The 23,093-nt window shown below is 66.8% G+C and carries 26 protein-coding genes; 10 read left to right on the top strand and 16 right to left on the bottom strand.

Annotated features, from left to right (window positions below):
• Window positions 1–121: 121 nt before the first annotated feature.
• Together LJF27_RS29970 and LJF27_RS29965 are read right to left on the bottom strand one after the other, a co-directional pair.
• The gene (locus tag LJF27_RS29970; protein WP_025921254.1) at window positions 122–562 is read right to left on the bottom strand and encodes a hypothetical protein; all 441 of its coding nucleotides are present in this window, start codon (window positions 560–562) and stop codon (window positions 122–124) included.
• Window positions 563–793: 231 nt separating this feature from the next.
• Entirely contained in the window at window positions 794–1,087 is a 294-nt protein-coding gene (locus tag LJF27_RS29965) for a DUF2845 domain-containing protein (protein WP_003123050.1), read from the bottom strand.
• A 339-nt stretch (window positions 1,088–1,426) separates the two neighbouring features.
• Here LJF27_RS29965 and LJF27_RS29960 point away from each other — a divergent pair, with 339 nt between their 5' ends.
• Together LJF27_RS29960 and LJF27_RS29955 are read left to right on the top strand one after the other, a co-directional pair.
• On the top strand, window positions 1,427–1,684 hold the full coding sequence (locus tag LJF27_RS29960) for a YjhX family toxin (RefSeq protein ID WP_003085431.1): 258 nt from the start codon (window positions 1,427–1,429) through the stop codon (window positions 1,682–1,684).
• 59 nt (window positions 1,685–1,743) lie between these two features.
• Entirely contained in the window at window positions 1,744–2,250 is a 507-nt protein-coding gene (locus LJF27_RS29955) for a GNAT family N-acetyltransferase (RefSeq protein WP_004348186.1), read from the top strand.
• A gap of 43 nt (window positions 2,251–2,293) precedes the next feature.
• Here the strand turns inward: LJF27_RS29955 and gloA are convergent, their stop codons facing one another.
• Together gloA and LJF27_RS29945 are read right to left on the bottom strand one after the other, a co-directional pair.
• Window positions 2,294–2,689 (bottom strand): lactoylglutathione lyase, encoded by a 396-nt coding sequence (gloA, locus tag LJF27_RS29950; RefSeq protein ID WP_004348185.1) that lies wholly within the window; start codon window positions 2,687–2,689, stop codon window positions 2,294–2,296.
• Between the two features lie 44 nt (window positions 2,690–2,733).
• On the bottom strand, window positions 2,734–3,030 hold the full coding sequence (locus tag LJF27_RS29945; protein ID WP_003085421.1) for a putative quinol monooxygenase: 297 nt from the start codon (window positions 3,028–3,030) through the stop codon (window positions 2,734–2,736).
• Between the two features lie 115 nt (window positions 3,031–3,145).
• On the opposite strand from LJF27_RS29945, the gene LJF27_RS29940 reads away from it, so the two are divergent.
• The 8 genes from LJF27_RS29940 (at window position 3,146) to LJF27_RS29905 (ending at window position 11,499) form a co-directional block, all read left to right on the top strand.
• Window positions 3,146–4,000: a LysR family transcriptional regulator gene (locus tag LJF27_RS29940; protein ID WP_003145767.1), complete on the top strand. Its 855-nt coding sequence runs from the start codon at window positions 3,146–3,148 to the stop codon at window positions 3,998–4,000.
• A gap of 285 nt (window positions 4,001–4,285) precedes the next feature.
• Window positions 4,286–5,065 carry a toxA transcriptional regulator ToxR gene (gene toxR / locus LJF27_RS29935; protein WP_003120800.1) on the top strand — a complete coding sequence of 260 codons (780 nt, stop codon included), beginning with the start codon at window positions 4,286–4,288 and terminating at the stop codon, window positions 5,063–5,065.
• 92 nt (window positions 5,066–5,157) lie between these two features.
• Window positions 5,158–5,796 (top strand): type B chloramphenicol O-acetyltransferase, encoded by a 639-nt coding sequence (gene catB, locus LJF27_RS29930; protein WP_003120801.1) that lies wholly within the window; start codon window positions 5,158–5,160, stop codon window positions 5,794–5,796.
• Window positions 5,797–6,050: 254 nt separating this feature from the next.
• The gene (gene migA, locus LJF27_RS29925; protein WP_003098436.1) at window positions 6,051–6,953 is read left to right on the top strand and encodes an alpha-1,6-rhamnosyltransferase; all 903 of its coding nucleotides are present in this window, start codon (window positions 6,051–6,053) and stop codon (window positions 6,951–6,953) included.
• A gap of 33 nt (window positions 6,954–6,986) precedes the next feature.
• A complete protein-coding gene (locus tag LJF27_RS29920) occupies window positions 6,987–7,607 on the top strand; it encodes a CatB-related O-acetyltransferase (protein WP_003116522.1) in 621 nt (206 codons plus the stop codon).
• Between the two features lie 126 nt (window positions 7,608–7,733).
• On the top strand, window positions 7,734–9,128 hold the full coding sequence (locus tag LJF27_RS29915) for an amidase (protein WP_003098438.1): 1,395 nt from the start codon (window positions 7,734–7,736) through the stop codon (window positions 9,126–9,128).
• 70 nt (window positions 9,129–9,198) lie between these two features.
• Entirely contained in the window at window positions 9,199–10,515 is a 1,317-nt protein-coding gene (locus tag LJF27_RS29910) for an MFS transporter (protein ID WP_003123056.1), read from the top strand.
• Between the two features lie 78 nt (window positions 10,516–10,593).
• A complete protein-coding gene (locus LJF27_RS29905; protein ID WP_003085391.1) occupies window positions 10,594–11,499 on the top strand; it encodes a sterol desaturase family protein in 906 nt (301 codons plus the stop codon).
• On the opposite strand, the gene LJF27_RS29900 is transcribed toward LJF27_RS29905, so the two are convergent.
• From LJF27_RS29900 to LJF27_RS30570, 12 genes are all read right to left on the bottom strand, one after another.
• Complete coding sequence (locus LJF27_RS29900; RefSeq protein WP_003116524.1) at window positions 11,482–12,147, bottom strand: helix-turn-helix transcriptional regulator; 666 nt, start codon at window positions 12,145–12,147, stop codon at window positions 11,482–11,484. The genes LJF27_RS29905 and LJF27_RS29900 overlap by 18 nt on opposite strands.
• Before the next feature lie 71 nt (window positions 12,148–12,218).
• Window positions 12,219–13,205 carry a LysR family transcriptional regulator gene (locus LJF27_RS29895; protein ID WP_003141134.1) on the bottom strand — a complete coding sequence of 329 codons (987 nt, stop codon included), beginning with the start codon at window positions 13,203–13,205 and terminating at the stop codon, window positions 12,219–12,221.
• 9 nt (window positions 13,206–13,214) lie between these two features.
• Window positions 13,215–13,640 (bottom strand): hypothetical protein, encoded by a 426-nt coding sequence (locus LJF27_RS29890; RefSeq protein WP_023096959.1) that lies wholly within the window; start codon window positions 13,638–13,640, stop codon window positions 13,215–13,217.
• Window positions 13,640–14,584: a peptidylprolyl isomerase gene (locus tag LJF27_RS29885; RefSeq protein ID WP_003120806.1), complete on the bottom strand. Its 945-nt coding sequence runs from the start codon at window positions 14,582–14,584 to the stop codon at window positions 13,640–13,642. The genes LJF27_RS29890 and LJF27_RS29885 overlap by 1 nt, the downstream gene beginning before the upstream one ends.
• Window positions 14,585–14,588: 4 nt before the next feature.
• Window positions 14,589–15,068: a YbjN domain-containing protein gene (locus tag LJF27_RS29880; protein ID WP_017002227.1), complete on the bottom strand. Its 480-nt coding sequence runs from the start codon at window positions 15,066–15,068 to the stop codon at window positions 14,589–14,591.
• Between the two features lie 28 nt (window positions 15,069–15,096).
• Entirely contained in the window at window positions 15,097–15,759 is a 663-nt protein-coding gene (locus LJF27_RS29875; RefSeq protein WP_025921255.1) for a hypothetical protein, read from the bottom strand.
• Window positions 15,760–15,793: 34 nt separating this feature from the next.
• Window positions 15,794–17,500, bottom strand: a complete 1,707-nt coding sequence (locus LJF27_RS29870; RefSeq protein WP_003112715.1) for a putative porin — start codon at window positions 17,498–17,500, stop codon at window positions 15,794–15,796.
• A gap of 67 nt (window positions 17,501–17,567) precedes the next feature.
• Window positions 17,568–18,314: an energy transducer TonB family protein gene (locus tag LJF27_RS29865; protein WP_014603257.1), complete on the bottom strand. Its 747-nt coding sequence runs from the start codon at window positions 18,312–18,314 to the stop codon at window positions 17,568–17,570.
• An 8-nt stretch (window positions 18,315–18,322) separates the two neighbouring features.
• Window positions 18,323–18,742 (bottom strand): ExbD/TolR family protein, encoded by a 420-nt coding sequence (locus tag LJF27_RS29860; RefSeq protein ID WP_003085366.1) that lies wholly within the window; start codon window positions 18,740–18,742, stop codon window positions 18,323–18,325.
• A 10-nt stretch (window positions 18,743–18,752) separates the two neighbouring features.
• Window positions 18,753–20,600, bottom strand: coding sequence for a DUF2341 domain-containing protein (locus LJF27_RS29855; RefSeq protein ID WP_003085365.1), 1,848 nt, complete (start codon window positions 20,598–20,600; stop codon window positions 18,753–18,755).
• Window positions 20,601–20,623: 23 nt separating this feature from the next.
• Window positions 20,624–22,258 carry a ShlB/FhaC/HecB family hemolysin secretion/activation protein gene (locus tag LJF27_RS29850; protein ID WP_003116531.1) on the bottom strand — a complete coding sequence of 545 codons (1,635 nt, stop codon included), beginning with the start codon at window positions 22,256–22,258 and terminating at the stop codon, window positions 20,624–20,626.
• A 163-nt stretch (window positions 22,259–22,421) separates the two neighbouring features.
• Entirely contained in the window at window positions 22,422–23,024 is a 603-nt protein-coding gene (locus LJF27_RS30570; RefSeq protein ID WP_003116532.1) for a transposase, read from the bottom strand.
• Between the last annotated feature and the right edge of the window lie 69 nt (window positions 23,025–23,093).

Raw genomic sequence — 23,093 nt, 5'->3', positions numbered from 1 at the left:
ACACCAGGGCCGCGGCCTCTCGTTTGAACTCGGCGGAAAACGTACGTCGTTGCTTGCTCATCAGACACCTCTCTCACGGCGAGGATTTTCGCCTAAATCGGTGTCCGGGATCAGTAGACCACTACACGATATCCAGAGGCAGCGGCAGGGGCGCTTCGCCGATGTGCTGCTCGCTGGCGAACTTTCCCTCGGCCAACACACGTGCCGGGTCGTTGAGGGCGAGGAAGTCACCCCCGTCGTATTCCCAGAAGTTCAGCGGGGAGCGGCCGGAGTAGGTTTCGTTCCAGCAGGCGACGTACGAACGTTCGCCCAGGACTTTCGGACGGCAGGAAACGTAGGGTTCCAGATAGACCTCATGGGTGAGGTACAGGAAGGTGAGGTCATCCACACGATAGGCCGGCGCTTCGCTGACCTCCTGGGGCTCCCCGTCCAGTTGCGCTTCGGGCTTCGCTCCCGGATCGACCGCTGCGACAGCGGAAAACCCATCCGCCCCCCCGGGCTCTCCCATGGCCATGCCTCCGCCGATGAACAGGGAAGCAACCACGACCAATAACTTCAACACGACGCGTCCTCGCCTGAAAATCGCGGAGATTACGCCGCCAACTTTTCAGGTATGCGATCAGGGTGGCCCGCAACCTTCCGCCCCGCCGCCCGATATCGGGCAATTCCTACACGACGGAAGACGCATCCACCTGGGCCCGCACCCGGCTCGTCTTCTCGCTCAGCGCTCTTTCACGGTGTTCCGCAGCAAATTAGTAATTATCTGTAGGAATAACTCCTCAACAGCCTCGTATCACTTCCGCTCGAGCCGAATCTCGACCAGCTTGCCATCGATGAAGCGCAAGTGTCGGTAGACGCCTCCACTGGGGCCATACACCCAGAATTCGGTGCGTGCGGCATTCAACTTGGGCACGCCGTTGTTGCGCAGGGCAGGCTCGTTGACGATCCTGCTCAGCGGTTGCCCGCACCTTTCCAGGACTTGCTCGACGCTGTCGCCCTCGTCCACCAGATGCGTGCCGCATCTCATCGAGGCGACGGCAGGAATTGCCAACGAAGACATGACCAGCGTCAGCGCCGTGCGAAACATGGATACCTCCCGCTTCCCCCGATAATGAAAGCGCGGACCGCCGCGGGGCGAGGCGAACTCCCTCACAAAGGCGCAAGCGTCGCACAGCGGCATGGCGACGCAGGCAGTTCCTTGCCGTCGCTTCGCCAGCTTCGTTAGACTGCCGCATCGCAGCACGCTTTCGTGGCTGCTCCCTCCCCGATCCGAGGCTTGTATGTTGGAGATAGTAATCATCCGATAACCGCCACTTCGTCATCCCGCACGAGGTGTCGCCGGTTATCTGCCTTCGCCATGGCTCGCACACGCCTTTTCGCGCAGTGCGGCCGCGTTGTCACACCGATGATTACAGGTTCTACCGACATGAACGTTTCCAAGCCGGAACAACGGACGCTTCACGCCTTGGCCCAGGGCGGCCATATCGCCTTCCTTCGCGACGCTTCGGGCAAGATCACCCGCGTCGAGTGCTACAACCGCGACGGCCACCTGCTGCTCGACTGCACCCTGGCGGTGTTCTCCAGGCTGAAGAACAAGGGCCTGGTCCACTCCCGCCAGGGCAGGCCATACCGGATATCCATGGCCGGGCTGAAAGCCGTGCGCCCGCAGGCGGACAATCGCTGACCCCCTTCCTTTTCCATTGCCCCCGCTGGGACAAGGCGGGGGTTCCGAGGAGTGCTTGCATGAATATTTCCATCCGTGCGGAAACGCCCGGCGACATCGACGCCATCGCTCGCCTGACCGAAGCCGCGTTCCGCAACGAAACGCACAGCAGCCATACCGAGCAGTACATCATCGACGCCCTGCGCCGTGCCGGCGCGCTGACGTTTTCGCTGGTGGCCGAAGCGAACGGCCAGGTGATCGGCCATATCGCTGCCTCACCAGTGACCATCGATGGCGAAGCGGGCGACTGGTACGGCCTCGCGCCGCTATCGGTGGCGCCCGAGCGGCAGCGCCAGGGTCTCGGTTCGCAGTTGGTCCGGCGCCTGCTCGCCGAGCTGCGCATGCTGCCCGCGGGCGGCTGCGTGGTACTGGGCGAACCGACCTACTACTCACACTTCGGCTTTCGGGTGGAAAGCGGCCTGGCGTTGCCCGGCGTTCCCGCCGAATACTTCCAGGCACAGTCCTTCAGCGGGCGCATGGCGCAAGGAATAGTGGCCTTCCACGCCGCATTCGACGCCAGCGGCTGAGCCGGAACGACAGCAGCCGCTATGTCGCCCCCTGGTCGCGGACTCAATCGAACTGGGTGCCCTTCTGGATCAGTTCCACCTTGTAGCCGTCCGGGTCTTCGAGGAAGGCGATCACGCTGCGTCCGTGCTGCATCGGCCCGGCCTCGCGGGTGACCCGATAGCCCAGCGCCCTGGCCCGGGCGCAGGTGACGGCGGCATCCTCGACCTCGATGGCCAGGTGGCCGTAGCCGTCGCCCTGGCTGTAGCTGTCCCGGTCCCAGTTGTGGGTCAACTCCAGGGCAGCGGCCGCGCGCTCGTCCTGGTAGCCGACGAAGGCCAGGGTGAAGCGGCCTTCGGGATAGTCCCGGCGCCGTAGCAGACGCATGTCCATGGCGCGGGTGTAGAACTCCAGCGCGGCCTCGAGATCGGCCACGCGGAGCATGCTGTGCAGGATTCGCATGGAAATTCTCCGTGGAGTCCGGCGGCGAGCCGCCGGAGCGGGGATCAACCTTCGACGCGGTAGCCCTTGAACAGGAAAAGCGGACCGAAGGCGTAGCTGTCGATCAGTTCATAGAAGCGCGCGATGGTTTCGTTGCGGCAATGCTGGAGGAACGCCGCCTCGTCTTCGTACACCTCGTCGAGGTAGAAGCGGTTGCGGTTGTTCTCGTCGCGGATCACCTCGAAGCGCAGGGTGCCCGGCTCGTTCTGCAACGAGCCATTGGCATCGAACAGGCCTGCCGCGGCGAACGCTTCGCGCTTGTCGGAGGGAACGTCGAACTGAACCAGTACGTGGTAGGTCATGGAATCTTTCCTCGTGAAATGGGGTTGGAAGCGATCGCGAGGTCCATGCTAGGGTGGCCTTTCACTCATTAAAAGTAATCAATAATCAGCAAGGCACTCACTTAAAGAGAATTATGTGAAACTCTCCCAACTCGGATTCTTCTGCGCGGTGGTCGAACGCGGCACCATCGCAGCCGCGGCCGAACAGTTGCATTGCGTGCCGTCGAACATCACTACCCGCTTGCGCGAACTCGAAGGACAACTCGGCGTAGCCCTGTTCAATCGCGAAAGGAATCGCCTGCTGGTCACCCCCGAGGGCCGCCTGCTGTACCGCCACGCCACGCGCCTGCTGGCGCTGGCCGACGAGACCGCTGCGCTGTTCGCCGGCGACCAGGCGCACGGCGCGCTACGGGTCGGCGCACTGGACGTGGCCCTGGCCAATCACCTGCCCCAGCGCCTGGCCCGCTACCGCCGCGAGTCGCCGGGCGTTGAACTGCACATCCGCCCCGAGCATTCGCTGCTGCTCGAGCGTCTGCTGATGGAGGGAGAGCTGGACCTGATCGTTGCCGACGGCCCCATCGAACACCCGTTGCTGGCCAGCCGCCTGGCCTTCCGCGAGCGCCTGTTGCGAGTCACTCCCGCCAACCTGCCGGCGCCCACTCCCGAGGACCTCGCCAGCCTCGAACTCTATGTGTTCGGCCACACTTGCCACTACCGCCGCCAGGTCGACCGCTGGCTGGCGGAAAGCGGTATCCAGCCGCGTGCAACCCTGGAAATCGAGTCCTACCCAAGCCTCTTCGCCTGCATCGAGGCCGGTCTCGGCTTCGCCTGCGTGCCGGAGAGCTTCGTTGCACGCATGCCCTCCACGCGACGGGGTTTCCATGCCGAACCGGTAGCCGGCCTGGACTCCAGCGATATCCATTTCGTCTGGCGCAAACAGCAAGCCTCGCCGCTGATCCAGGGCTTCATCGACAGCATCGGCGCCGACTGACGCCAACGATCGATGCCGCAACACAAACGCACTCGGAAAAATCGGTAACAGCGGAACCACTGCACAGACCAGAGAAAAAGCCGCCACCAACCAGGCCTGGCGGCGACACCGGAAGTACCCTCGGCGGCCGATTGCCGAGCCGATCCCCTACCTGCCCCCTGGGTTTTCCGACGAAAGACCTTGATTCGTGGGAGGTAGGGTCGTCTCCGCTAGATACCCCTCAACCCTGCGTGCGGGCTCCATGCCCGAGCGCCTTGGCGAGATTTGCCCATAGAGCCATCACTTATGACTGCGACAGACAGAACGCCCCCGCCATTGAAATGGCTCTGCCTCGGCAACCGTGATGCGAACGACGGATTCGAGCTCTTCGCCCATGGCATCTATGCGAGGAACGGCGCGTTGGTCGGCAGCAAGCTCTCCCTGCGCGAACGGCGCCAGCGCGTCGACCTGTCGGCCTTCCTTTCCGGCGCACCGCCGCTGCTTGCCGAGGCGGCGGTCAAGCACCTGCTGGCACGCCTCCTGTGCGTGCACCGGCACAACACCGACCTCGAACTGCTCGGCAAGAACTTCATTCCCCTGCATGCCAGCAGCCTGGGCAACGCCGGGGTCTGCGAGCGGATCCTGGCCTCGGCCAGGCAATTGCAGCAGCACCAGGTCGAACTCTGCCTGCTGCTGGCCATCGACGAGCAGGAACCCGCCTCGGCGGAGTACCTGGCGTCCCTCGCCCGGCTACGCGACAGCGGCGTGCGCATCGCGCTGCACCCGCAACGCATCGATACCGACGCTCGCCAGTGCTTCGCCGAGGTCGACGCCGGCCTCTGCGATTACCTGGGCCTGGACGCGCGCCTGCTTGCCCCCGGCCCGCTGACGCGTAACCTGCGCCAGCGCAAGAGCATCGAGTACCTGAACCGGCTGTTGGTGGCACAGGACATCCAGATGCTTTGCCTCAACGTCGACAATGAGGAACTGCACCAACAAGCCAACGCACTCCCCTTCGCCTTCCGTCACGGCAGGCACTATTCGGAGCCTTTCCAGGCCTGGCCGTTCAGCAGTCCGGCCTGCTGAACGCCGACGCGGCTGCCAGCCGTCACGCCAGGCTGGCCCGCTATCCCGCCAGGCGCTACCCTTGGCGGTTTCGACGGACAGGGACGGCGGTCATGGGCAACTATTTCGAGAGCCCCTTCAGGGGCAAGCTGCTCTCGGAACAGGTCAGCAACCCGAACATACGGGTGGGGCGCTACAGCTACTACTCCGGCTACTATCACGGGCATTCCTTCGACGACTGCGCCCGCTACCTGATGCCGGACCGCGACGACGTGGACAAGCTGGTCATCGGCAGTTTCTGCTCGATCGGCAGTGGCGCCGCCTTCATCATGGCCGGCAACCAGGGACACCGCGCCGAATGGGCGTCGACCTTCCCCTTCCACTTCATGCACGAAGAGCCGGCCTTCGCCGGCGCCGTGAACGGCTACCAGCCAGCGGGCGACACGCTGATCGGCCATGACGTCTGGATCGGTACCGAGGCGATGTTCATGCCCGGCGTACGGGTCGGCCACGGAGCCATCATCGGCAGCCGCGCGCTGGTGACCGGCGATGTCGAGCCCTATGCCATCGTCGGCGGTAACCCGGCCCGGACCATTCGTAAGCGCTTTTCCGATGGCGATATCCAGAACCTGCTGGAAATGGCCTGGTGGGACTGGCCACTGGCCGATATCGAGGCAGCCATGCCACTGCTGTGTGCCGGGGATATCCCCGCCTTGTACCGGCACTGGAAACAGCGCCAGGCCACGGCCTGACGGTTGGACGAAGGAGGTCGAGGATTTTTCTCGGGCCCGATGGCCTACCCTCTATGCTTCCGACGGTATACTGTCGCGATGCCTGGCCATCCAGGCATGCGTGCCAGAGCCACTCCAGCGACCGTACCGGCGGAGCGAAACGCTGTGTTTCCGACAGCCCGTGCCGAGCACCGATCGCCGGAACGATCGCAGGACTTCATGACCGACGGCCCCCTGGAGCGGCTACCGGGCAAGACGAGTGACAAGAACGACACATGATTGAAGAAGCCACTTCCAGCAAGCACTCAGGCACGACGGACGCCCCGCTGGTATCCGTCGTAGCACCCTGCTTCAACGCGGAAAAGTACCTGGAAGAAGCCCTGCGCAGCATCTACGAGCAGGACTACCCGAATTTCGAAGTGATCATCGTCGACGACGGTTCCACCGATAACAGCTACGCCATGCTGGAGCAGTTGCAGAAAGTCCACGGTTTCCAGCTCTACCGCCAGCAGAACCAGGGCGTCAGCGCAGCGCTGAACTTCGGTCTGCAACACGCCCGCGGCGACTACGTAGCCACGCCGGACCTGGACGACATCATGCTGCCGCACTCGTTGAGCGTGCGCGCCGCGTACCTCGACCAGCACCCGGAAGTCGGCTGCGTCGGCGCCCTGGTGATCTACATCGACAGCGAAGGCCAGGAAACCAAGCGGCAGAACGGCAACCGCATCCGCCAGCTGGACTTCGACTACCTGCTCGGCAACGCCTATGTCTGCGGCGCCCCGGTGTCCCTGTACCGAATGGAGGCCCTGCGCGCCGCCGGCTTCTACGATCCCGAGATCAAGGTGCAGGACTTCCAGATGACCCTGCGCATCGCCAGCCAGGGCTACCAGATCCACAAGCTGCCGGTGCTGGTCACCCGCTACCGGCGCCACCCTGACAACCTGTCGCGGCGCTACAAGGTGCTGCTCGATGCCGACCTGCGCACCATCGCGCCCTACCAGTCGCATCCCGCCTACGAGCGCGGCCGCACGGAGCTGGTCAACAAGGCCCTGAAGTACGCCGTGGTCGCGGACAAGCGGCATGCCTGGCAACTGCTCCGCTCGCTGCCGCTGCGGCAGTGGAACCGCACCACCTTCCGCCGGTTGAAGCGCTTCCTTCTCCATCACGAGACCACCTGAGCCCCGTGGACTCCAAGGTGGCAAGGTAATTCGATGAAATTCCTGGAAAAACTGAAAAAACGCAAAGAGCGGAAGTACTTCCGTGGCTGGGAAAAGATCTTCAAGGCCCCGGAGAAGATCCGTCTTGCCTACCCACATTACGAGGTCGGCGTGGGCACCTACGGGATCCCGGAGGTCACCGAGTTCGGCGACAAGGCCACCCTCAGGATCGGCGCCTACACCTCGATCGCTGCCGGCGTGAAGATCCTCCTCGGCGGCGAGCACCATACCGACTGGCTCACCACCTACCCCTTCCCGAAGATGATCGATGAGGTCGCCGACATCCCTGACAGCACCACGACCCGCGGCGACGTGGTCATCGGTAGCGACTGTTGGATCTGCACGAACGCGCTGATCCTCTCCGGGGTCACCATCGGGCATGGTGCGGTAGTCGCCGCCGGCGCGGTGGTGACCCGCGACGTGCCGCCGTTCGCCATCGTCGGCGGCAACCCGGCCCGGCAGATCCGCTGGCGCTTCGAGGAAGACATCCGCGAAGCCCTGCTGGCTTCGGCCTGGTGGGACTGGCCGGTGGACGAGGTGAAGCAGGTCGCCCGGACCCTGTGCAGTACCGACATGACAGCCTTCCTGCGCTACATCGAGCAACGCAAGGGCTGATTCCCCGGCGGGAATGATCGCCGGTCATGGGCTATACCTCCCCGATACACCTTGGTTTCGAATTGCCGCCCGACAACGGGTAGGCCGGCCGCTTGACGCCCGCGGCCGTTCTTCGAGGGAGCTTGAATGACCGCGCTGCACGACCTCCCGGGAACCCGCCTGCTGGCACTGTTCGCCCGCCGGGAACTCTCGCCTGGCGAGTACTACGAGCATCTGCTGGCCCACATCCAGCGCTGGGAACCGCATCTCAACGCGCTGTATCGCTTCGACCCGCAACGGGTTCGCGAACAGGCCGCGGCGGCCACCGAGCGCTGGCGCAAGGGACAGCCCAAAGGCCCGCTGGACGGGCTGCCGGTAACCATCAAGGAGCTGATCGCCACCGCTGGCGAACCTATCCCATTGGGCAGCGCCGCCACCGCCCTGCAACCCGCGCCCTGCGACGCGCCGCCGGCCGCTCGGCTGCGCGAAGCCGGCGCGATCGTCCTGGCCAAGACTACGGTTCCAGACTTCGGCATGCTTTCATCCGGCCTCTCCAGCTTCCACGGAGTCACCCGCAATCCCTGGAACCTGGCCAACAATACCGGCGGCTCCAGTTCGGGCGCGGCAGCGGCGGCCGCCGCCGGCTACGGACCGCTGCACCTGGGCACCGACATCGGCGGCTCGGTGCGACTGCCGGCGGGCTGGTGCGGCCTGGTGGGCTTCAAGCCAAGCCTCGGGCGGATCCCCATCGACCCTTACTACACCGGTCGCTGCGCCGGTCCGATGACCCGCTGCATGGACGACTGCCTGCTGCTGATGCGCTACCTCGCGCAGCCCGACGCCCGCGACGCCACCAGCCTGCCGCCGGAAGCGCTGGACTGGAGCGCCGAGCCGCTGTCGGTGCGCGGCCTGAGGGTCGGCCTGCAACTCGACCCCGGCTGCGGCCTGCAGCCCGACGCGGAAATCCGCGCCGCGATCGAGGCCGCGGCGCGGCTGTTCGAGGAGCACGGCGCTCAGCTCAGGATCGTCGAACCGCTGATGGACCGGAGCCTGCTCGACGGCCTGAACGACTTCTGGCGCGCCCGCCTGTGGAGCGAACTGCTGCTCCTCGACGAGACGCGGCGGGCCAGGGTGCTGCCCTATGTCCACGCCTGGGCCGAGGGCGGCGCACGGGTCAGCGGGGTCGATGCGGTGCGCGGTTTCAACCAGACCTTCGAGATGCGCCGGCGCGCCGCCCGGCTGTTCGGCGAGATCGACCTGCTGCTGACGCCGACCAACCAGGTCGAGGCCTTCCCCGCCGACTGGGCCTCGCCGCTGAACGATCCGCAGCGGCCGTTCGAGCACATCGTCTTCACCGTGCCGTGGAATATGGGCGAACAGCCCGCGCTCTCGATAAACTGCGGCTTCACGGCCGCCGGCATGCCGATCGGCCTGCAACTGGTCGCGCCGCGCTTCGCCGATACCTGGCTGTTGCGCATCGGCAAGACCTACGAAGGCTGGCGCGGTCCGATCCACGGCTGGCCCCGGCCGCCGGCTGACTGAAGCCGGCGGCCGCTCGTCGCTCGGCTCCAGGCCTGAGTGTTTCAGTCGTCACTCCGAGAGGGCCTTCGCCATGCGCTCCCCCACCCGTCCCCCGGCGGCCGCCGATCCGGCCAGCCGCCGCAGCGTCTTTGCCGTGGTCCTCGGCAACGCCGTGGAATTCTTCGACTTCGGGGTCTATGCCACCTTCGCGGTGATGATCGGACGGACTTTCTTCCCCTCCGACAGCGCCTTCGTCAGCCTGCTCCTGTCGGTCACCGCGTTCGGCGTCGGCTTCGTCATCCGCCCCCTCGGCGCGATCCTTATCGGCGCCTACGCCGACCGCGCCGGGCGCAAGCCGGCGATGCTCCTTACCCTGTTCCTGATGGCGCTGGGCACCGGCGGCATCGCGGTGCTCCCCGGCTACGACAGCATCGGCCCGGCCGCGCCGCTGCTGCTGGTGCTGACCCGCCTGCTGCAAGGCCTGGCCTGGGGCGGCGAGGCCGGGCCGGCGACCACCTACATCCTCGAGGCGGCACCGCCGCACAAGCGCGGCACCTACGCCTGCTGGCAGGTCGTAGCGCAAGGCATCGCGGCGGTCGCCGCCGGGCTGATGGGCTACCTGCTCACCCTCTGGCTCGACGAGCGCCAACTGCAGGAATGGGGCTGGCGGATTCCCTTCGCGGCCGGCCTGCTGGTCCTGCCGATCGGCCTGTACATCCGCCTCAACCTGGCCGAGACCTTTGCCGGACGCGGCCGCCAGGCCAGCACCCGGAGCCTGCTCGGCGAATTGTTCGGCAATCATCGGCGAGCCCTGCTGCTCGGTCTGCTGATCCTCTCCGGAAGCACCATCACCCAGTACTTCCTCAACTACATGACCACCTTCGCCCTTACCGAGCTACACCTGCCGGCGGGCATCGCGATGCTCTCGACGCTGGTCGCCGGCGCCGCACTGGCGCTCTCGGCGTTGCTCGGCGGCGTGCTCTGCGACCGCTACGGGCGCCGCGCCGTGCTGATCCTGCCGCGCCTGGCGCTGCTCGCGGTGCTGTTCCCGGCACTGCAGGCAATGACCCGTCACCCCGAGCCGGCAGTCTTCCTCGCCGTCCTCGCCCTGCTCTCGGCCCTGCATGGCATGAGCGGCGCGGCGCTGATCGTGCTGCTGGTAGAAAGCTTCCCCCGGGCGCTGCGCTCCACCGGTTTTTCCCTGGTCTATGCGACCGGCGTCGCCGCGTTCGGCGGCACCGCGCAGATCGTGGTGACCTGGCTGATCGGCGTCACCGGCAATCCGCTGTCGCCGCTGGGCTACCTGCTGCTGGCCAACCTGGTCTGCCTGGGTGGGGCCTGGCTGGCCCGCGAGACCTGGCCGGGTCGCGGGGACATGGGAGGCGCGCCGCTGGTGCTGCGCGACTGAGAACTTGCGCGGTTCGTTCAAGCGCCGCCGGCCTGTCGCGAGCGACGCTGGGGACCTCATTCATCCGGAGGTCCCACCATGCAGTTCTTCCTGCGCTACGCCTACGCGCCCCTCTTCTGGTCCGGCTTCATCGGCCTGGCGACCTGGCAGGTCGGCTATCGCCAAGCTTCCCACGCCTGGCTGGTCGCCCTGTTCCTCGGGGCGCTCGGCCTGTCCTTTCTCGCCGAACGACGACTGCCCTACCAGCCACGCTGGAACCGGCCGCACGCCGACCGCCTGCGCGATGTCCTGCACGCGTCAGTCAACGAAAGCCTGAACGCACTTGGCATCCTCGCCCTGCCACTGCTGGCCGGAGTCCTGGGCTTCTGGCCGGTATGGCCGCAGGCCTGGCCGCTGTGGCTGCAACTGCTGCTGGCGATCGTCCTGGCCGATCTCGGCATCACCCTGGTGCACTACGCCAGCCACCGTTCGGCGCTGCTTTGGCGGCTGCACGCGGTGCACCATAGCGTGCAGCGCCTGTACGGTTTCAACGGGCTGATGAAGCATCCCCTGCACCTGGGCCTGGAAGCGCTCGGCGGCACCCTGCCGCTGTTGCTGCTCGGCGTGCCGCAGACGGTCGCCGCGCTGCTCGCCTTCGCCATCGGCATCCAGTTGCTGCTGCAACACAGCAACGTCGACATGCGCATCGGCGGGTTACGCCATGTGTTCGCCTGGGCACCGCTGCATCGCCTGCACCACATCCGCTACGGGCGCGCCGGCGACGTCAACTTCGCGCTGTTCTTCAGCGTCTGGGACCGCCTGCTCGGCACCGCCCTCCATCGTCCCGACTACCGCCTGGACAGCACCGACATGGGCATCGGCGACCAGCCTGACTATCCCCGCGACTATGCCGGCCAGTTGCTCGCGCCATTCCGCGACCTGCCACGCAGCAGGCACGTCCCACAGCCGCCGGAAGGATTGGGGCGTTCAGCCGGCCAGGCGTAGGTGCGGCAGCGACAGGCCGGCGCGGATACCGAGCAGGCTGCGTACGCTGCGCGACAGGTGCGCGGCGTCGGCAAAGCCGGCGTGATGGGCCGCCTCGGTCAGGCTGCGCCCCTGCAAGGCCAGGGCGAAGGCCAGGTACAGGCGGCGCCAGAGCACCAGGCGGCGCACCGACAGGCCGACCTGGACGGCGAACAGCCGCTCCAGTTGGCTCAACGAAAGACTGGCGCTGCGCGCCAGTCTTTCCGCCTCGACCCGCGCCGCGAGTTGCTCGTCGAGCGCCGCCAGGGCCTTTTCGACGCGGCGGTCGAGCCGTCGACGAGGCAGCCGCGCAAGCCGCCCCAGCAACGCCTCGGGCTCGCCGGGAGCGTCCTCGAGAAGCTGACGCAGGTCGTCGCTGTCGAACGCCAGCGGCTCGGCGTACAGCGCCAGCAACGGCTGCGACGCTTCGACGCAATGGGCTTGCAGCGAGGGCACCAGCAAGCGCCGGGCCTCCAGTACCTGGCCCGCGACGCGCACCCGCAGCGGCGTCTCCGCCAGCAGCAACTGGTGGGCATAGTGCGCGTGCTCGCGGGTATCGCCGTTGACCCCGGCGAACAGCGCGTGGTCCCGCGCCAGCCAGACCTCGCCCTGCCAATGCCGCTCCGTCATCGCGTACCTTCCGTCAACCGTTCCGTGGCGAAACGGTGTCGGCTATGGCGGCCGCCGTCAAGCCCGCAAGGTCAGCGTCCGAACCAGTCGCGCCGGTCGTCGAAGGCGTGCTCGATCAGATCGAGCAAGGCACGCACCTCCACGCGGTTCTCCGCTTCCGGCTGCACGCTCATCCAGACTTCCCGCCGCATCGGCTCGTCGAAGACCTGCGGCAACGCCGCCAGGTTGCGCTCCAGGCGTCCGGCGTAATGCGGCAGCAGGCCGATGCAGGCGCCCCAGAGGATCGCCTGTAGCAGCAGGTCGTGGCTCTGTACCTCGATCACTCCCGACTGGCGAGCCGCCACCCGCCGGTTCCAGGGTGCCAGGGCGGCGCTGGCGGCCTGGCCGTGGAGCTGCGCCAGCAGGTAGTCGTCCAGCTCGTCCTCGCTGGCCGGCCGCGTGCGCTCGCGCGAATAGCGCTTGCCGATGTGCGGCTGGTACTCCAGCTCAGCGATGCGCGCCGGTGCGGCGAAGTGGCCTTCCATCGGCGGATGCGGCTGCCCCGGATCGGCGATCCAGATGGCGATCTCCGCCGGCCCTGCGCTTTCCGGCCAGCCCTCGCGCAACTCGGCGAGGGCTACGCGCAGGTTGGCGTTCTTGCGCAGGTAGCCCCACAGCTCGCGACTGAGCACATCGTGCAGGACGCTTTCGGCCACCGCCAGGCGCACCAGCGGCTGTTGCCGGTGAAGATCGGCGTGGCTCTGGCTGTCCTCGACCAGGCGCTGCCCGGCGGCCTGGACGATGCGGCCCTCGCGGGTCAGCGAGAGGGCGTTGCCCTCATGCACGAACAGATGCAGGCCGAGGCGCTCCTCGAGCCGGGCCAGGGTCTTGCGCAGCAGCGTCGGCTTGACGTCCAGGCTGCGCGCAGCCTGCATGAAACAGCCGCAACGGGCGGTGACCAGGAAGAAATGCACCACCTCCAGAGAACCGAACAGCTCGTGCCAATAGGCACGGTCGTCGCGTCCCTGCGCGGGCCTGAGCAGTGCCGGGCGCTGCCCGGCGGACTCCGATAGGGCCATGCTTCCTCGCTAGCGTCCAGGCATGAGGCGAATCCGCAGTTCGATCGGCTGCGGCATGTGTTCCGGCGGCGGCAGGCGCAACGAACGGTCCATCAGCGCGCGCCGCAGTTCATTCTCGATCGGCTCGGCGTCGCTGCGCAGGCAGGCGAGACGGACGATCCAGCCGCGTTCGTCGAGCCAGACCCGCAGGTCGATGTCGGTATTCGGCAACTGCCCCGCCGCGCGCCGCGACTCCAGGAAGGCCAGCAGCCGCGGCGTGGTTTCGGCGTCTTCGCCCAGGCGCTGCTGGACCTGCTCGCCGAGCCATGCGGCATAGGCGCCCCAGAGCCGCTGGCGTTCGTCGCGGAACCGCTCGGGCTCGCCGAACAGCCAACTGCGCAGGTGCCGCCAGCGGCTCGCGCGCGGCCCACGCCTGGCCTCCGGCGTGCCGCCCATCAGTGCAGTTCCGCCAGGGTCTTGCCGAGCAACGCGCCGTCGATGCTCAGGGTAGCGTTGTTCACCAGGCCATCCAGGTAGGCCTTGGCAATCTGCTCCTGGCGTTGCGCGCGCAGGCTTTCGCGCAGGCGACCACGGACCTCGTCGAGGGTGGCGAGGCGAGCGTCGCGACGCTCGGTCAGCTTGACCAGGTGGAAACCGTTGGCGCCCTGGATCGGCTCGGACACCGCGCCGACCTTCAGCCGTTCCAGCGCCGGACGGATCGCCGGCAGCAGTTGCGCCTGCGCCAGCAACCCACCGATGTCGCCGCCGTTGCGGGCGGTCTGCGGGTCGTCGGAATGCTTGCGCGCCAGTTCGGCGAAGTCGCCGTCCGCGGCCTGCCGGTAGAGTTCCTGGGCGCGCTTGCGCGCTTCGGCAAGCCCGCCGGCCGCAGAGGCGGCGATGAAGATCTGGCTGACCCGGTACAGCGCCGGTACAGCCAGTTGCGCCTTGTTCGCCTGGTAGGCGGCCTGCAGTTCGGCATCGCTGGGGTAGTCCTCGGGCACCGTGCTCACCGACTCCAGGTAGGTACGCAGGACGATCTGCCGCGCCGCCGCATCGATCAGCGTCTTCACCTGCGGACGCTGTTGCCAGTCCTGGGCGCTGGCCTGTTCGTAGAGCGCCTTCTCGGCGAGCCGCGCACGCATCCAGCGTTCCAGTGCGTCGCGGTTCTCGCTCAACTGCGCGCGGGTTTCCGCCGGCACCTCGGCCAGCAGCGCCTTCAGTTCGTCCGGCGCCACCTGCAAGGCGCCGAGGCGGGCCACCGCGGGTTCCGCGGCGGCGCTGGCAGATGGCTTGGCAAGCGCGGCCTGGGCCTGGCCCGCGCCGCCGTCCTCGCGCTGGCCACAGCCGGCGAGAACGGCAAGCGCGAACGCCAGGACGCCGCAACGAAATGCCGGCCGCATCGGCTCAGGCCTCGCCATCGACGGGTTGACCGGCATCCTGCGCCATGCCCTGCTGCTCCGCGGCCAGGCGGCTGTAGTCGCGCAGATAGGCGATGAACTCCTGCAGCAGGCGATCCCACAGTTCGATATGGCTACGCAGGTTGGCCGGGCTGACGCCGCCGGCGACGATCACGTCCATTTCCATCACCAGGAACTCGCCCTGCCGCGACAGGCGGCCGAAGCGCCGGCTGAGATTCCAGCGCTCGGTCAGCCCGGCGGGCAATTCGCCCTGCACGCGCAGGGCGCAGCTGAAGGTGAAGTCGAGGTAGCTCGCCGGCGTCGCCGCCGGATTACCGAAGCGCACCGCGTAGCCGATTCCCTGGCTGGCACTGAGCAGTTGCACGACGCCGTTCTGCTCGCTGCGGTTGACCCGGTAGCCGGCGTCCTGCAAGGCCTCGGTCAGGCTGTCGACGGAAAGGTGTTCGATCAGGGTGATGTCGTTCATATCCGGGTTCCTGGTTTGCTGTCGGATTTCACTGGGCGAGCGCCGCCTGGCGGTTCTCGACCTGGGTCTTGTAGAGGTCGTCGCCGAGCTTCTGCGCCATCTCTTCGAATTTCACCCGCGCACCGCTGGCGAACGGTTGGCGGATCTTCATCACCTCGGCGACGCTGACGTTCTCGTAGGCGCCGAGGATTTCCTTGGCCACGCCATACATCTCCCGATTCTTCGCGGTGCACTGCTGCAACTGCTGGTCGTGCTCGCGGAACGCCAGGTCGAGCTTCTGCCGCTCGGCCTCCTTGGCTCGCGCCATGACCAGCAACTCGTCGTAGGCCTGCTTGTACTTGCCCAGTTGCTCGTTGCTCGCCTCGACCATCTGCCGCGCCCGGTCGTGCAAGCCCTGTTGCTGGGCCGAGAGCTGCTCGGCCTGGCCCTTGGCCCGGGCCAGCTCGGCGCTCAGTTGCTTGACCTGGGCCAGCGCCGCATTGCGCTGGCTTTCCAGCGCGGCTTTCGCCGCGGTGGCCTGGGCCTGTTCGGTCTGCAGCGCCTGGAGTTGCTGGGTGGTGCTGCGCAACTGGGCGCGCAGGCGTTCCTCCAGGCTGTCGGCGTAGGCCGCCTGGCTGGCGTAGGCGGCGAAGGCGGCCCCGGCGAGCAGCGCCTGGGCCCAGATCGGTAATGAGAAAGGTCGCGTGTTCATGGTCTGCCTCTTCATGGTCTGCCTCGAGGAGCGCTCAGAAGCGCGTGTTGACCTCGAGTTGCAGGACGTCGATGGAGAACGGTGCGCCGTAGACCTCGTCGGAGCTGAGCCAGCGCGCGGTACCGTAGACGCGCTTGTCGAAGCCATAGCTGGCGCCGAGGATGTAGCCCTTGGCGTTGGTCCCGCCAAGGTGGAAGGTGGAATCGTTGAAACCGTCCGGCAGGGCATCCGGCTGGATGTACTTGTAGGCGGCGAAGACCTGCCAGTCGCCGGCGTCGCGCATGTCCAGGGCGTTGCCCAGGGTGAACTGGAGCATCCAGGCGTTCGCCCCGCTCTTGATGTCGCCGTCGGAGCCGAGGTTGTTGGCGATCTGCGCCACACCGCCGGCGCGCTTGCGCATGTCGCCCTCGTCGTAGCCCAGGTTGTGCACGTAGTTGCCGGCCACCCGCAGCTTGAAGTCGTTGGGTAGCTCGGCATCCCAGCCGAGGTTCAGGTCGAGCAGATTGAACTCCGAGGCCAGGCCGACGTACTGCGGGTTCGGCGTGTTCGCCGGGTCGGCCGGGTTGGGCACGATGTCGCGCAGGAGGAACACCGTGTTGCCCTTCTGCATGAAGGTCGGACGGCTGCCGTCGGTGTCACACTCCGGATCTCCGGCCCAGGGCCGGCAAGGGCTGGAACGCCGCCCTTCGATATCGTCGAAGCGGTAGTAGGCCAGCGCGCCGGTAAGGCTGTGCTGCGGGTTGATCTTCCAGGTGGCGCCCAGTTGCGCGCCGTAGAGCCACTTGTTGTCGCTGTCTTCCTTGTCGAAGCCGTTCGACGAGGCGGTGTCCGAGCTGTATTCCACGGGGAACGCGCCGACCGTGCCGAACAGCGCGACATCGCGGCTCAGCGGCTGGTTGAAGATCGCCGCCACGCCGTCGAAGTTGAGGTCGTTGGAATACAGCAGGTCGGTGGACAGGAACGGATTGGCGATCCGCCCGCCGGTCAGGCTCAGGCGCTCGCTGGGCTTCCAGGTCAGGTAGCCCTGGTCGAGCCAGAGGTCCTTCTTGCCGAAGCCGCCGCCGAGGGTCTGGGTGGTCGACACCGGGTTGTTGTCCGAACCGGTGCCGATGCGGATGCCGGCGCTCCAGCTTTCCGACAGCGCCGCCTTGAGGCCGAAGCGCGCGCGCAGGCGCAGCAGGCTGTCGCGGTCCTCGCGGGTATTGAGCAGCGGCGGCAGGCCCGCGCTGGTATTCGGGTTGACGTCATAGGGACCGTCGTCGTTGAGTTCGGCGAAGTCGGTGATCTGGTTGCTGTTGCCGTTGCCGAAGGAGCGCGACTCGTAGCGCAGGCGCACGTCGCCGTCGAAGCTGATGCGCGAGGCCCAGTCCGGGAAGGCGTTGGGCTGCGCCCAATTCTCCGCCTTGGCCTGGGTCATTACCTCGGCCTTCACTTCGTCGCGGATCTGGTCGCGCACCACCTGCGGGATATAGGGTACGCGGACCTCCCCGGGGACAGCGGCAACGGCCGCCGCGGGCGCCACGGCCTGGCGCGCCTGCTGGGCCTGCTGCGCCTCGGCCTCGGCCTGCCTGACCAGCGCATCGGCCTGTTCCTTCTTCAACACGCCCTGCTGTACCAGCAGGCGGATCAGGTTGATCGTGGCGTTCTCCGAGGGCGCCGGCGGCTGGGCCTGCGCCTGGCCGGCCAGCGCGGCGAGCATGACGCCCATCCCCAGCGCCAGTCGGTTCACTTTCGCGTTCATCTGTGTACGGCTCCTAAGGTCCTTCAAGGCAGTCGCCTGCCGGAAATCGTTCTGGGTTGGCGTCTTCTCATCCCGGCCGCTTGCCCTGCAGGGCGATGCGCACCGGCAGGGTCAGCGAAGCCGGCGGGCGTTCTTCCAGGCGGCCGGCGGCGCGCAGCGCGGCCAGCACCTTCTGGTCGGTCTCGGGGTCGCCGCTGGAGCGGGTCAGTTCGGCCCGGGTGATATCCCCCGAGGAACTCAGCCAGATCTCCGCCTGCAGGCGGAACGCCAGGTTGCGCAGCTCCGGGTTGTCCCGCAGCAGGCGCTGGAAGGCGTAGGCCAGGTACTGGCTATAGCTGGCGTTGCCGGCGCGACCGCCGCCGGAACCGGCCATCCCGCCGCCCTTGCCGGAGCCGATGTTGAAAGCGTCGGAGCCGGACTGGGCGTCGCCATCCATCTGCATCGGGTCGGCCAGGTCGTCGGCCGGCGACGGCGGCGCTTCCTCCTGCGGCTTGACCTCCTCCAGTTCGGGTTGCGGTTCCGGCTCGACGATCTTTTCCTCTTCCACCGGCTGCTCCGGTTCCGGCGGTTTTTCCGGCGGCGGCGGAGGCGGTGGCGGCAGCGGGATGATCGCCGGCACCTTGGGCGCCTCGCGGCGCACGCCGCTCATGTCGTTGGCCCACTCCCAGACCAGCCAGGCGAGGCCGGCGAGCAGCAGCGCGCCGAGGCCCCACTTGAGGTAGCGCAGGGTCGGGTTCGCCGGGCGGCCGTCGATGGACAGCGGCGCGGCATTTTTCGGCTCGGGGGTGTGCTTGGGATCGGCGGACATGTTCATCCCGGGCCTCAGGTCGGTTTGCCGGTGACCAGGCCGACCTGGGACAGCTCCAGGCGGCGCAGCAGGTCGAGGACCTCGATGACCTTCTGGTACTGCACCGTGGCGTCGCCGCGGACCACTACCGGGAAGTCGGGGTTGAGGGCCTTCTCCGTACGCAGGCGGTCCTCCAGCTCGGGCAGGGTCACCGGGTAGGCGTCGAGGAACACCTGGCCGGCATCGTTCACCGAGATCGCCTTGGTCTTGGGCTGCGACAGCGCCACGGTGGCACTGGCCTTCGGCAGGTTGATCTGGATCCCGGCGACCTGGGCGGTGGCGGTGAGGATGAACATCACCAGCACCACCATCAGCACGTCCACCAGCGGGGTGATGTTGATGCTGTCGACGGCGCCGTCGTCGTCATCGTCGTGGCTGCTGTTCACGGAAGCCATGGCGTTCTCCTCAGGCCGGCAACGGCTGGCCGTTGCGACGATGGGCCACTTCGCTGAGCTGGCTTTCGCCATGCACCTCGGCGAGGCGGGTGACGAACTCGTCGACGAACACCCGCATGTCCGCGCTGACTTCCTTGTTCCGCGTGACCAGGCGGTTGTAGCCGAACAACGCGGGGATCGCGACGAACAGGCCCATGGCCGTGGCCAGCAGGGCGGCGGCCATGCCCGGGGCGATGGCATTGATGTTGACGTCGCCGGCCATGGCGGTGCCGAGGAACACCACCATGATCCCCAGCACGGTGCCGAGCAGGCCGATGTAGGGGCCGCCGGCGATGGCGTTGGACAGGCTCGACAGGCGCGAGCCGAGCTGCTGGTTCTCCTTGGTGCGCACGCCGTCCATGGAGGCGCGGATCGCCTCGATGGTGGCCGCGGAGACGGAAGAGGTGTCGGCGCCCTGCTCGCGGCGGGTGCGGATCTCCTTCACCGCCACCTGGTACAGGCGCCACAGCGAGGAGTGTTGCAGGCGGGCGGCCAGCTCGCGGTCGTCGGCGAGCAGTTCCAGGCGCGTGCCGACCTCGGCGAAGCGCTCGCGGAACAGCCCGTTGGCGCGACTGACACGGCCGACGTTCTGGTTCTTGCGGTACATGATGACCCATGACTGGACCATCATCAGCGCCAGGATCGCGATGATCACCCAGGCATCCAGCGGCACTGCGTTGAGCAGGAAGCCGAGCTTGCCGAAGCCGAAGCCGGACTGCTTCTCGTCGACCCCGTAGGCCACCAGGCGCGACTCGGCGCCCTGGGCGGTGGCGTCGGCGAGGAGCAGCGCCGCCGGGCGGGCGATCTTCGACAGGCGCAACTCGTCGATGGCGCCCTGGAAGGGTTGCAGGGTCGGCGCCGCGGCGCTCGCCTCACCTTCCCCGCTTGCCGCTTCGGTGGCGACCGCAGGCGCGGCCTGGCCTTCCGCGCCGATGGCGATCGCACCGCTGAACGCCGGCAGCGCCGCCGCCAGGCTGGCGACTTCGCGACCGCCGAGATACAGCGCCAGCCGGGTACCGTCGGCGACCAGCGCCAGATGCTGCCATTGCCCCTGCGCCAGGGCCTGGCTGGCGGCAGCGCGCTGACCGTTCAGCTCGACGAAGGGCGCGCCCTGGGCCAGGCCGACCAACAGGGCGTTGCCGCCTTCGCGGCGCGACAGCAGGACCTGTTCACCGGCCAGTTGGTCGGGACGCACCCAGCCGCTGAAGCTGAAGGTGCCACCGGCGCTCACCGCCAGCGATGGGCTGGCCGGCAGCAGCAGCGGCTGGCCCAGCAGTTGCGCGGAGCGACCGATGACGCCCTCCACCGGACTGCCGGCGGCGGTCTGCGCATTGTTGGCGTAGGCGGTGGAGTCCCGCGGCGGAGTGCCCGGCGCACCGTCGAAGTGATAGACCAGGGTGTAGTCCGGGTCGAACACCGACTGGCCGTTGCCGCTCTCCGGCGCCTTGGCGTTGCCGTAGTACATCCAGATGTCCTGGCGCTGGCCACCCTCCACCCGCGGCACGTCGACCCAGATCAGGGCCATGCCCATCAGTGGGTCGAAGCTCTCGACCTGGTGGCGCAACACGGTCTTGTCGTCGGCGGCGACGAAGCGGATGTCCGAGCCGTTCTCGTTGACCCCGTCGAAGGTGAAGTTGCCGGTATGCAGGCGCACCAGCAACGGCAGGCGACCGAGACTCTCGTTGATCGCCGCGCCTTGCGGGGTGGTATCGACCGAGACCTGCTTGCGGTACTGCCAGTCGTCCTGCCACCAGGCACTGGCGCTGGCCGGGGCCAGCAGGCCCAGGCAGATCAGCGATGTCAGCAATAAGCGATACATGTGGGGTTACTCCGGGGTCAGCGTCAGAAGCTCGCCTGCACGCTGAAATGCAGGCGCGAGTCGTGTTTGTCGGTGTTCGTCCCTTCCAGCAGCGGGAAGGCCCAGTCGAGGCTGCCGGACAGCCAGTCGGCGAGTTGCGCGCGGGTGCCGATGCCGACGCTGGCCAGGCTGAAGTCGTCGTCCTGCTCGGGCAGCGCATCCTGCAGGCGCAGTTGCGCGCCCTCGGCGAACACGTAGAAGCGCCAGTCGTTGACGTAGCCGCCGGCGCGCTTGCCGAGGAAGCGTCCGAGGGACGGCGTACGCCATTCCTGGGAGAGCAGGTAGCCGTCGTCGGCGGTGTTCTCCGCCGCCAGGTAGCCACGCACGCTGGTGGCACCGCCGGCGGCGAACTGTTCGTTGGAAATCAGCGGCCCGGAGGCGAGCTGGAAGGCCGCCTTGGTCGCCACCTGCCAGTCGCCGCCGAAGGTCAGGGTGTGGTTGAGATCGCCCTTGAGCACGCCGAAGCCGGACTTGGCGCGATAACGCTTGCGGTCGAATTCCTCGTCGTCGTCGCCGTAGCCGAGGAGACTGCCGGTACCGGCCACCAGGCTCAGGCCAAGGGCCAACTGGGAACGTTCGGTGTAGCGGAAACCGTTGTAGCCGAGGGTCAGCGGGGCGTACTTGATCGGCACCCTGTCGTTGTTGCCGCCGATCCGGGTCTGTTCCTCGAAGTCCTTGAAGTCGACGCCGAAGGAGAACGAGTGCGACCAGAGGCCGGTCACCGGCAGGCTGTAGATCGCCGCCACGCCATAGGAATGGCCCTGGCCGACCACATTCATGCTGCCCACCGTGGCCACGTCGCTGTCGGACTGGTAGCCGGACAGCTGCACGCTCCAGCGCTGGCTCAGCGGCGCGGTATAGGAGCCGGACCAGACCTTGGCGTTGTCCTGGTCCTGCGGCGCGGTGAAATAGGTCAGCGAGATGGCGTGGCCGAGTTGCCAGAGGTTGTCGTAGCCCAGCGAAACCACCGAGCGCAAGTGACGGGTGTCGGCGCTGTAGTCGTTGTTCAGGCCGATGCTGGCGTGCCAGGGATTCTTGTCTTCCACCTGCAGGTCGACGTCCATGGTGCCGGGCCGCTGGCCCTCGCGCACCATCGGCAGCACCTGGCGGCCGGGGGTGCGGTTGACCTGCGCCAGCTCGCGCTGGACCTGGGCGAAGTCGGGCACCTTGCCCTCCTCCAGGGCCGGCACTTCCTCGCGCAACTCCACCGGCGAATAGTGCTTGGCGCCGACCACCCGGACGCGACCGACAGTGGTCTCGGTGACCTGCAGGTAGACCACCCCGCCGCTCACCTGCTGCTCCGGCAGCTCGACGTAGACCGACTGGTAGCCCTTCTCCTGGTAGGCGGCCTGCAGCGCATCGCGCGCCCCCTCGATGTCGCCCAGGCTGCGCTGCGGTCCGAGGAAGGGATACACCGCCGCCTCGATGGCGCGGTTGTCCAGCACGGTGTTGCCGCGTACCACGTACTCGTTGATGTCCACCAGACGCTGGGTCTCGGCTCCCGCCGCGGCGGGAGGGGCCTCGTCGGCCAGCGAAGCGCACGACAATGCGACAGCCAGGCAACCGATCGACCAGCGCTGGCGAAACGGGTGCGCACAATTGAACAGCGAACGCTTCACACGGTCCCCCGAAGTTCCATCGGGACTTATTGTTCTAATGCAACAAGTCCGTTCATCGAACAGTTCTGTGAAAGACAACAAACTAGCGGCGACGCATGAACAACCTGTTAAAAACGGCGCCCGCCCTTATGAAATCTCGTTCTTTTCTATTTTCACTTTCGTGCTAGATATTCAGCCGTCGCGCTCCGCCATGGCGCGCTTGCCATGTATGCAACAAGGCGAAGTTCAGGGAGAACTCCGGCATCTGCATGAGATCCCCGGAAATCACTTCCCCGATAATCCTGCCTATTATCCTTACCGCCTCCGCGCTGTTCAGCAGGACGGTTATATCGCTGACGAAAACCGGAAAATTCCAGATCTTCTGCTTCATTTCCAGGCCGACGAACCAGCGATACAGCAGGTTGTAGTTCAATTGCTCATACAACTGCTGCTCGCTGGGAATCGCGTACAGCAGTTGCAGCAGCAGCGCGTGGATCAGCGGCTCCGGGGCCAACTGCATGCCATGTTCGCGGGCAAGCGCCGAGAGGACTTTCGCCTCTTCGACAAGGAGACTTTCTATTTGCGGTTTCAGCAACGCCAGGGAATGTCCCGGCGGTATATAGCTGGACACTTCCTTGAGCGCACCCTGCCAATCTTCCTGGGACACTATCCAGACCCATGGTGCCCCATATCGATAAACCGATACCGGTTTCTTGCGTGCGGCTTCGACGATCTTCGATAGGCGCTGGTCAAGTTCCTGCATACCGACTTTCGAGTAACTTTCCATCAATACTCACCGTCCTTCGCCGTATTCACCGGAGTGACCACGGCCGTTAGCGGATACTGTTCTCTTGTT

This window comes from Pseudomonas sp. 203-8, from assembly GCF_020708595.1.
GTDB classification, from domain to species: Bacteria; Pseudomonadota; Gammaproteobacteria; order Pseudomonadales; family Pseudomonadaceae; genus Pseudomonas; species Pseudomonas aeruginosa.
This window is presented reverse-complemented; position numbering and strand designations above follow the sequence as displayed.

Excerpts from the sequence above, each read along its gene's own strand:
- LJF27_RS29900 (WP_003116524.1), bottom strand. The coding sequence starts at position 12,147 with ATGACGGAGCGGCATTGGCAGGGCGAGGTCTGGCTGGCGCGGGACCAC.
- LJF27_RS29880 (WP_017002227.1), bottom strand. The coding sequence starts at position 15,068 with ATGAACGACATCACCCTGATCGAACACCTTTCCGTCGACAGCCTGACC.
- LJF27_RS29870 (WP_003112715.1), bottom strand. The coding sequence starts at position 17,500 with ATGAACGCGAAAGTGAACCGACTGGCGCTGGGGATGGGCGTCATGCTC.
- LJF27_RS29905 (WP_003085391.1), top strand. The coding sequence starts at position 10,594 with ATGCAGTTCTTCCTGCGCTACGCCTACGCGCCCCTCTTCTGGTCCGGC.
- LJF27_RS30570 (WP_003116532.1), bottom strand. The coding sequence starts at position 23,024 with ATGGAAAGTTACTCGAAAGTCGGTATGCAGGAACTTGACCAGCGCCTA.
- LJF27_RS29915 (WP_003098438.1), top strand. The coding sequence starts at position 7,734 with ATGACCGCGCTGCACGACCTCCCGGGAACCCGCCTGCTGGCACTGTTC.
- LJF27_RS29885 (WP_003120806.1), bottom strand. The coding sequence starts at position 14,584 with ATGCGGCCGGCATTTCGTTGCGGCGTCCTGGCGTTCGCGCTTGCCGTT.
- LJF27_RS29955 (WP_004348186.1), top strand. The coding sequence starts at position 1,744 with ATGAATATTTCCATCCGTGCGGAAACGCCCGGCGACATCGACGCCATC.
- LJF27_RS29860 (WP_003085366.1), bottom strand. The coding sequence starts at position 18,742 with ATGGCTTCCGTGAACAGCAGCCACGACGATGACGACGACGGCGCCGTC.
- migA (WP_003098436.1), top strand. The coding sequence starts at position 6,051 with ATGATTGAAGAAGCCACTTCCAGCAAGCACTCAGGCACGACGGACGCC.
- LJF27_RS29965 (WP_003123050.1), bottom strand. The coding sequence starts at position 1,087 with ATGTTTCGCACGGCGCTGACGCTGGTCATGTCTTCGTTGGCAATTCCT.
- LJF27_RS29875 (WP_025921255.1), bottom strand. The coding sequence starts at position 15,759 with ATGAACACGCGACCTTTCTCATTACCGATCTGGGCCCAGGCGCTGCTC.
- LJF27_RS29895 (WP_003141134.1), bottom strand. The coding sequence starts at position 13,205 with ATGGCCCTATCGGAGTCCGCCGGGCAGCGCCCGGCACTGCTCAGGCCC.
- LJF27_RS29910 (WP_003123056.1), top strand. The coding sequence starts at position 9,199 with ATGCGCTCCCCCACCCGTCCCCCGGCGGCCGCCGATCCGGCCAGCCGC.
- gloA (WP_004348185.1), bottom strand. The coding sequence starts at position 2,689 with ATGCGAATCCTGCACAGCATGCTCCGCGTGGCCGATCTCGAGGCCGCG.
- LJF27_RS29920 (WP_003116522.1), top strand. The coding sequence starts at position 6,987 with ATGAAATTCCTGGAAAAACTGAAAAAACGCAAAGAGCGGAAGTACTTC.
- LJF27_RS29855 (WP_003085365.1), bottom strand. The coding sequence starts at position 20,600 with ATGTATCGCTTATTGCTGACATCGCTGATCTGCCTGGGCCTGCTGGCC.
- LJF27_RS29945 (WP_003085421.1), bottom strand. The coding sequence starts at position 3,030 with ATGACCTACCACGTACTGGTTCAGTTCGACGTTCCCTCCGACAAGCGC.
- LJF27_RS29865 (WP_014603257.1), bottom strand. The coding sequence starts at position 18,314 with ATGAACATGTCCGCCGATCCCAAGCACACCCCCGAGCCGAAAAATGCC.
- LJF27_RS29890 (WP_023096959.1), bottom strand. The coding sequence starts at position 13,640 with ATGGGCGGCACGCCGGAGGCCAGGCGTGGGCCGCGCGCGAGCCGCTGG.
- toxR (WP_003120800.1), top strand. The coding sequence starts at position 4,286 with ATGACTGCGACAGACAGAACGCCCCCGCCATTGAAATGGCTCTGCCTC.
- catB (WP_003120801.1), top strand. The coding sequence starts at position 5,158 with ATGGGCAACTATTTCGAGAGCCCCTTCAGGGGCAAGCTGCTCTCGGAA.
- LJF27_RS29960 (WP_003085431.1), top strand. The coding sequence starts at position 1,427 with ATGAACGTTTCCAAGCCGGAACAACGGACGCTTCACGCCTTGGCCCAG.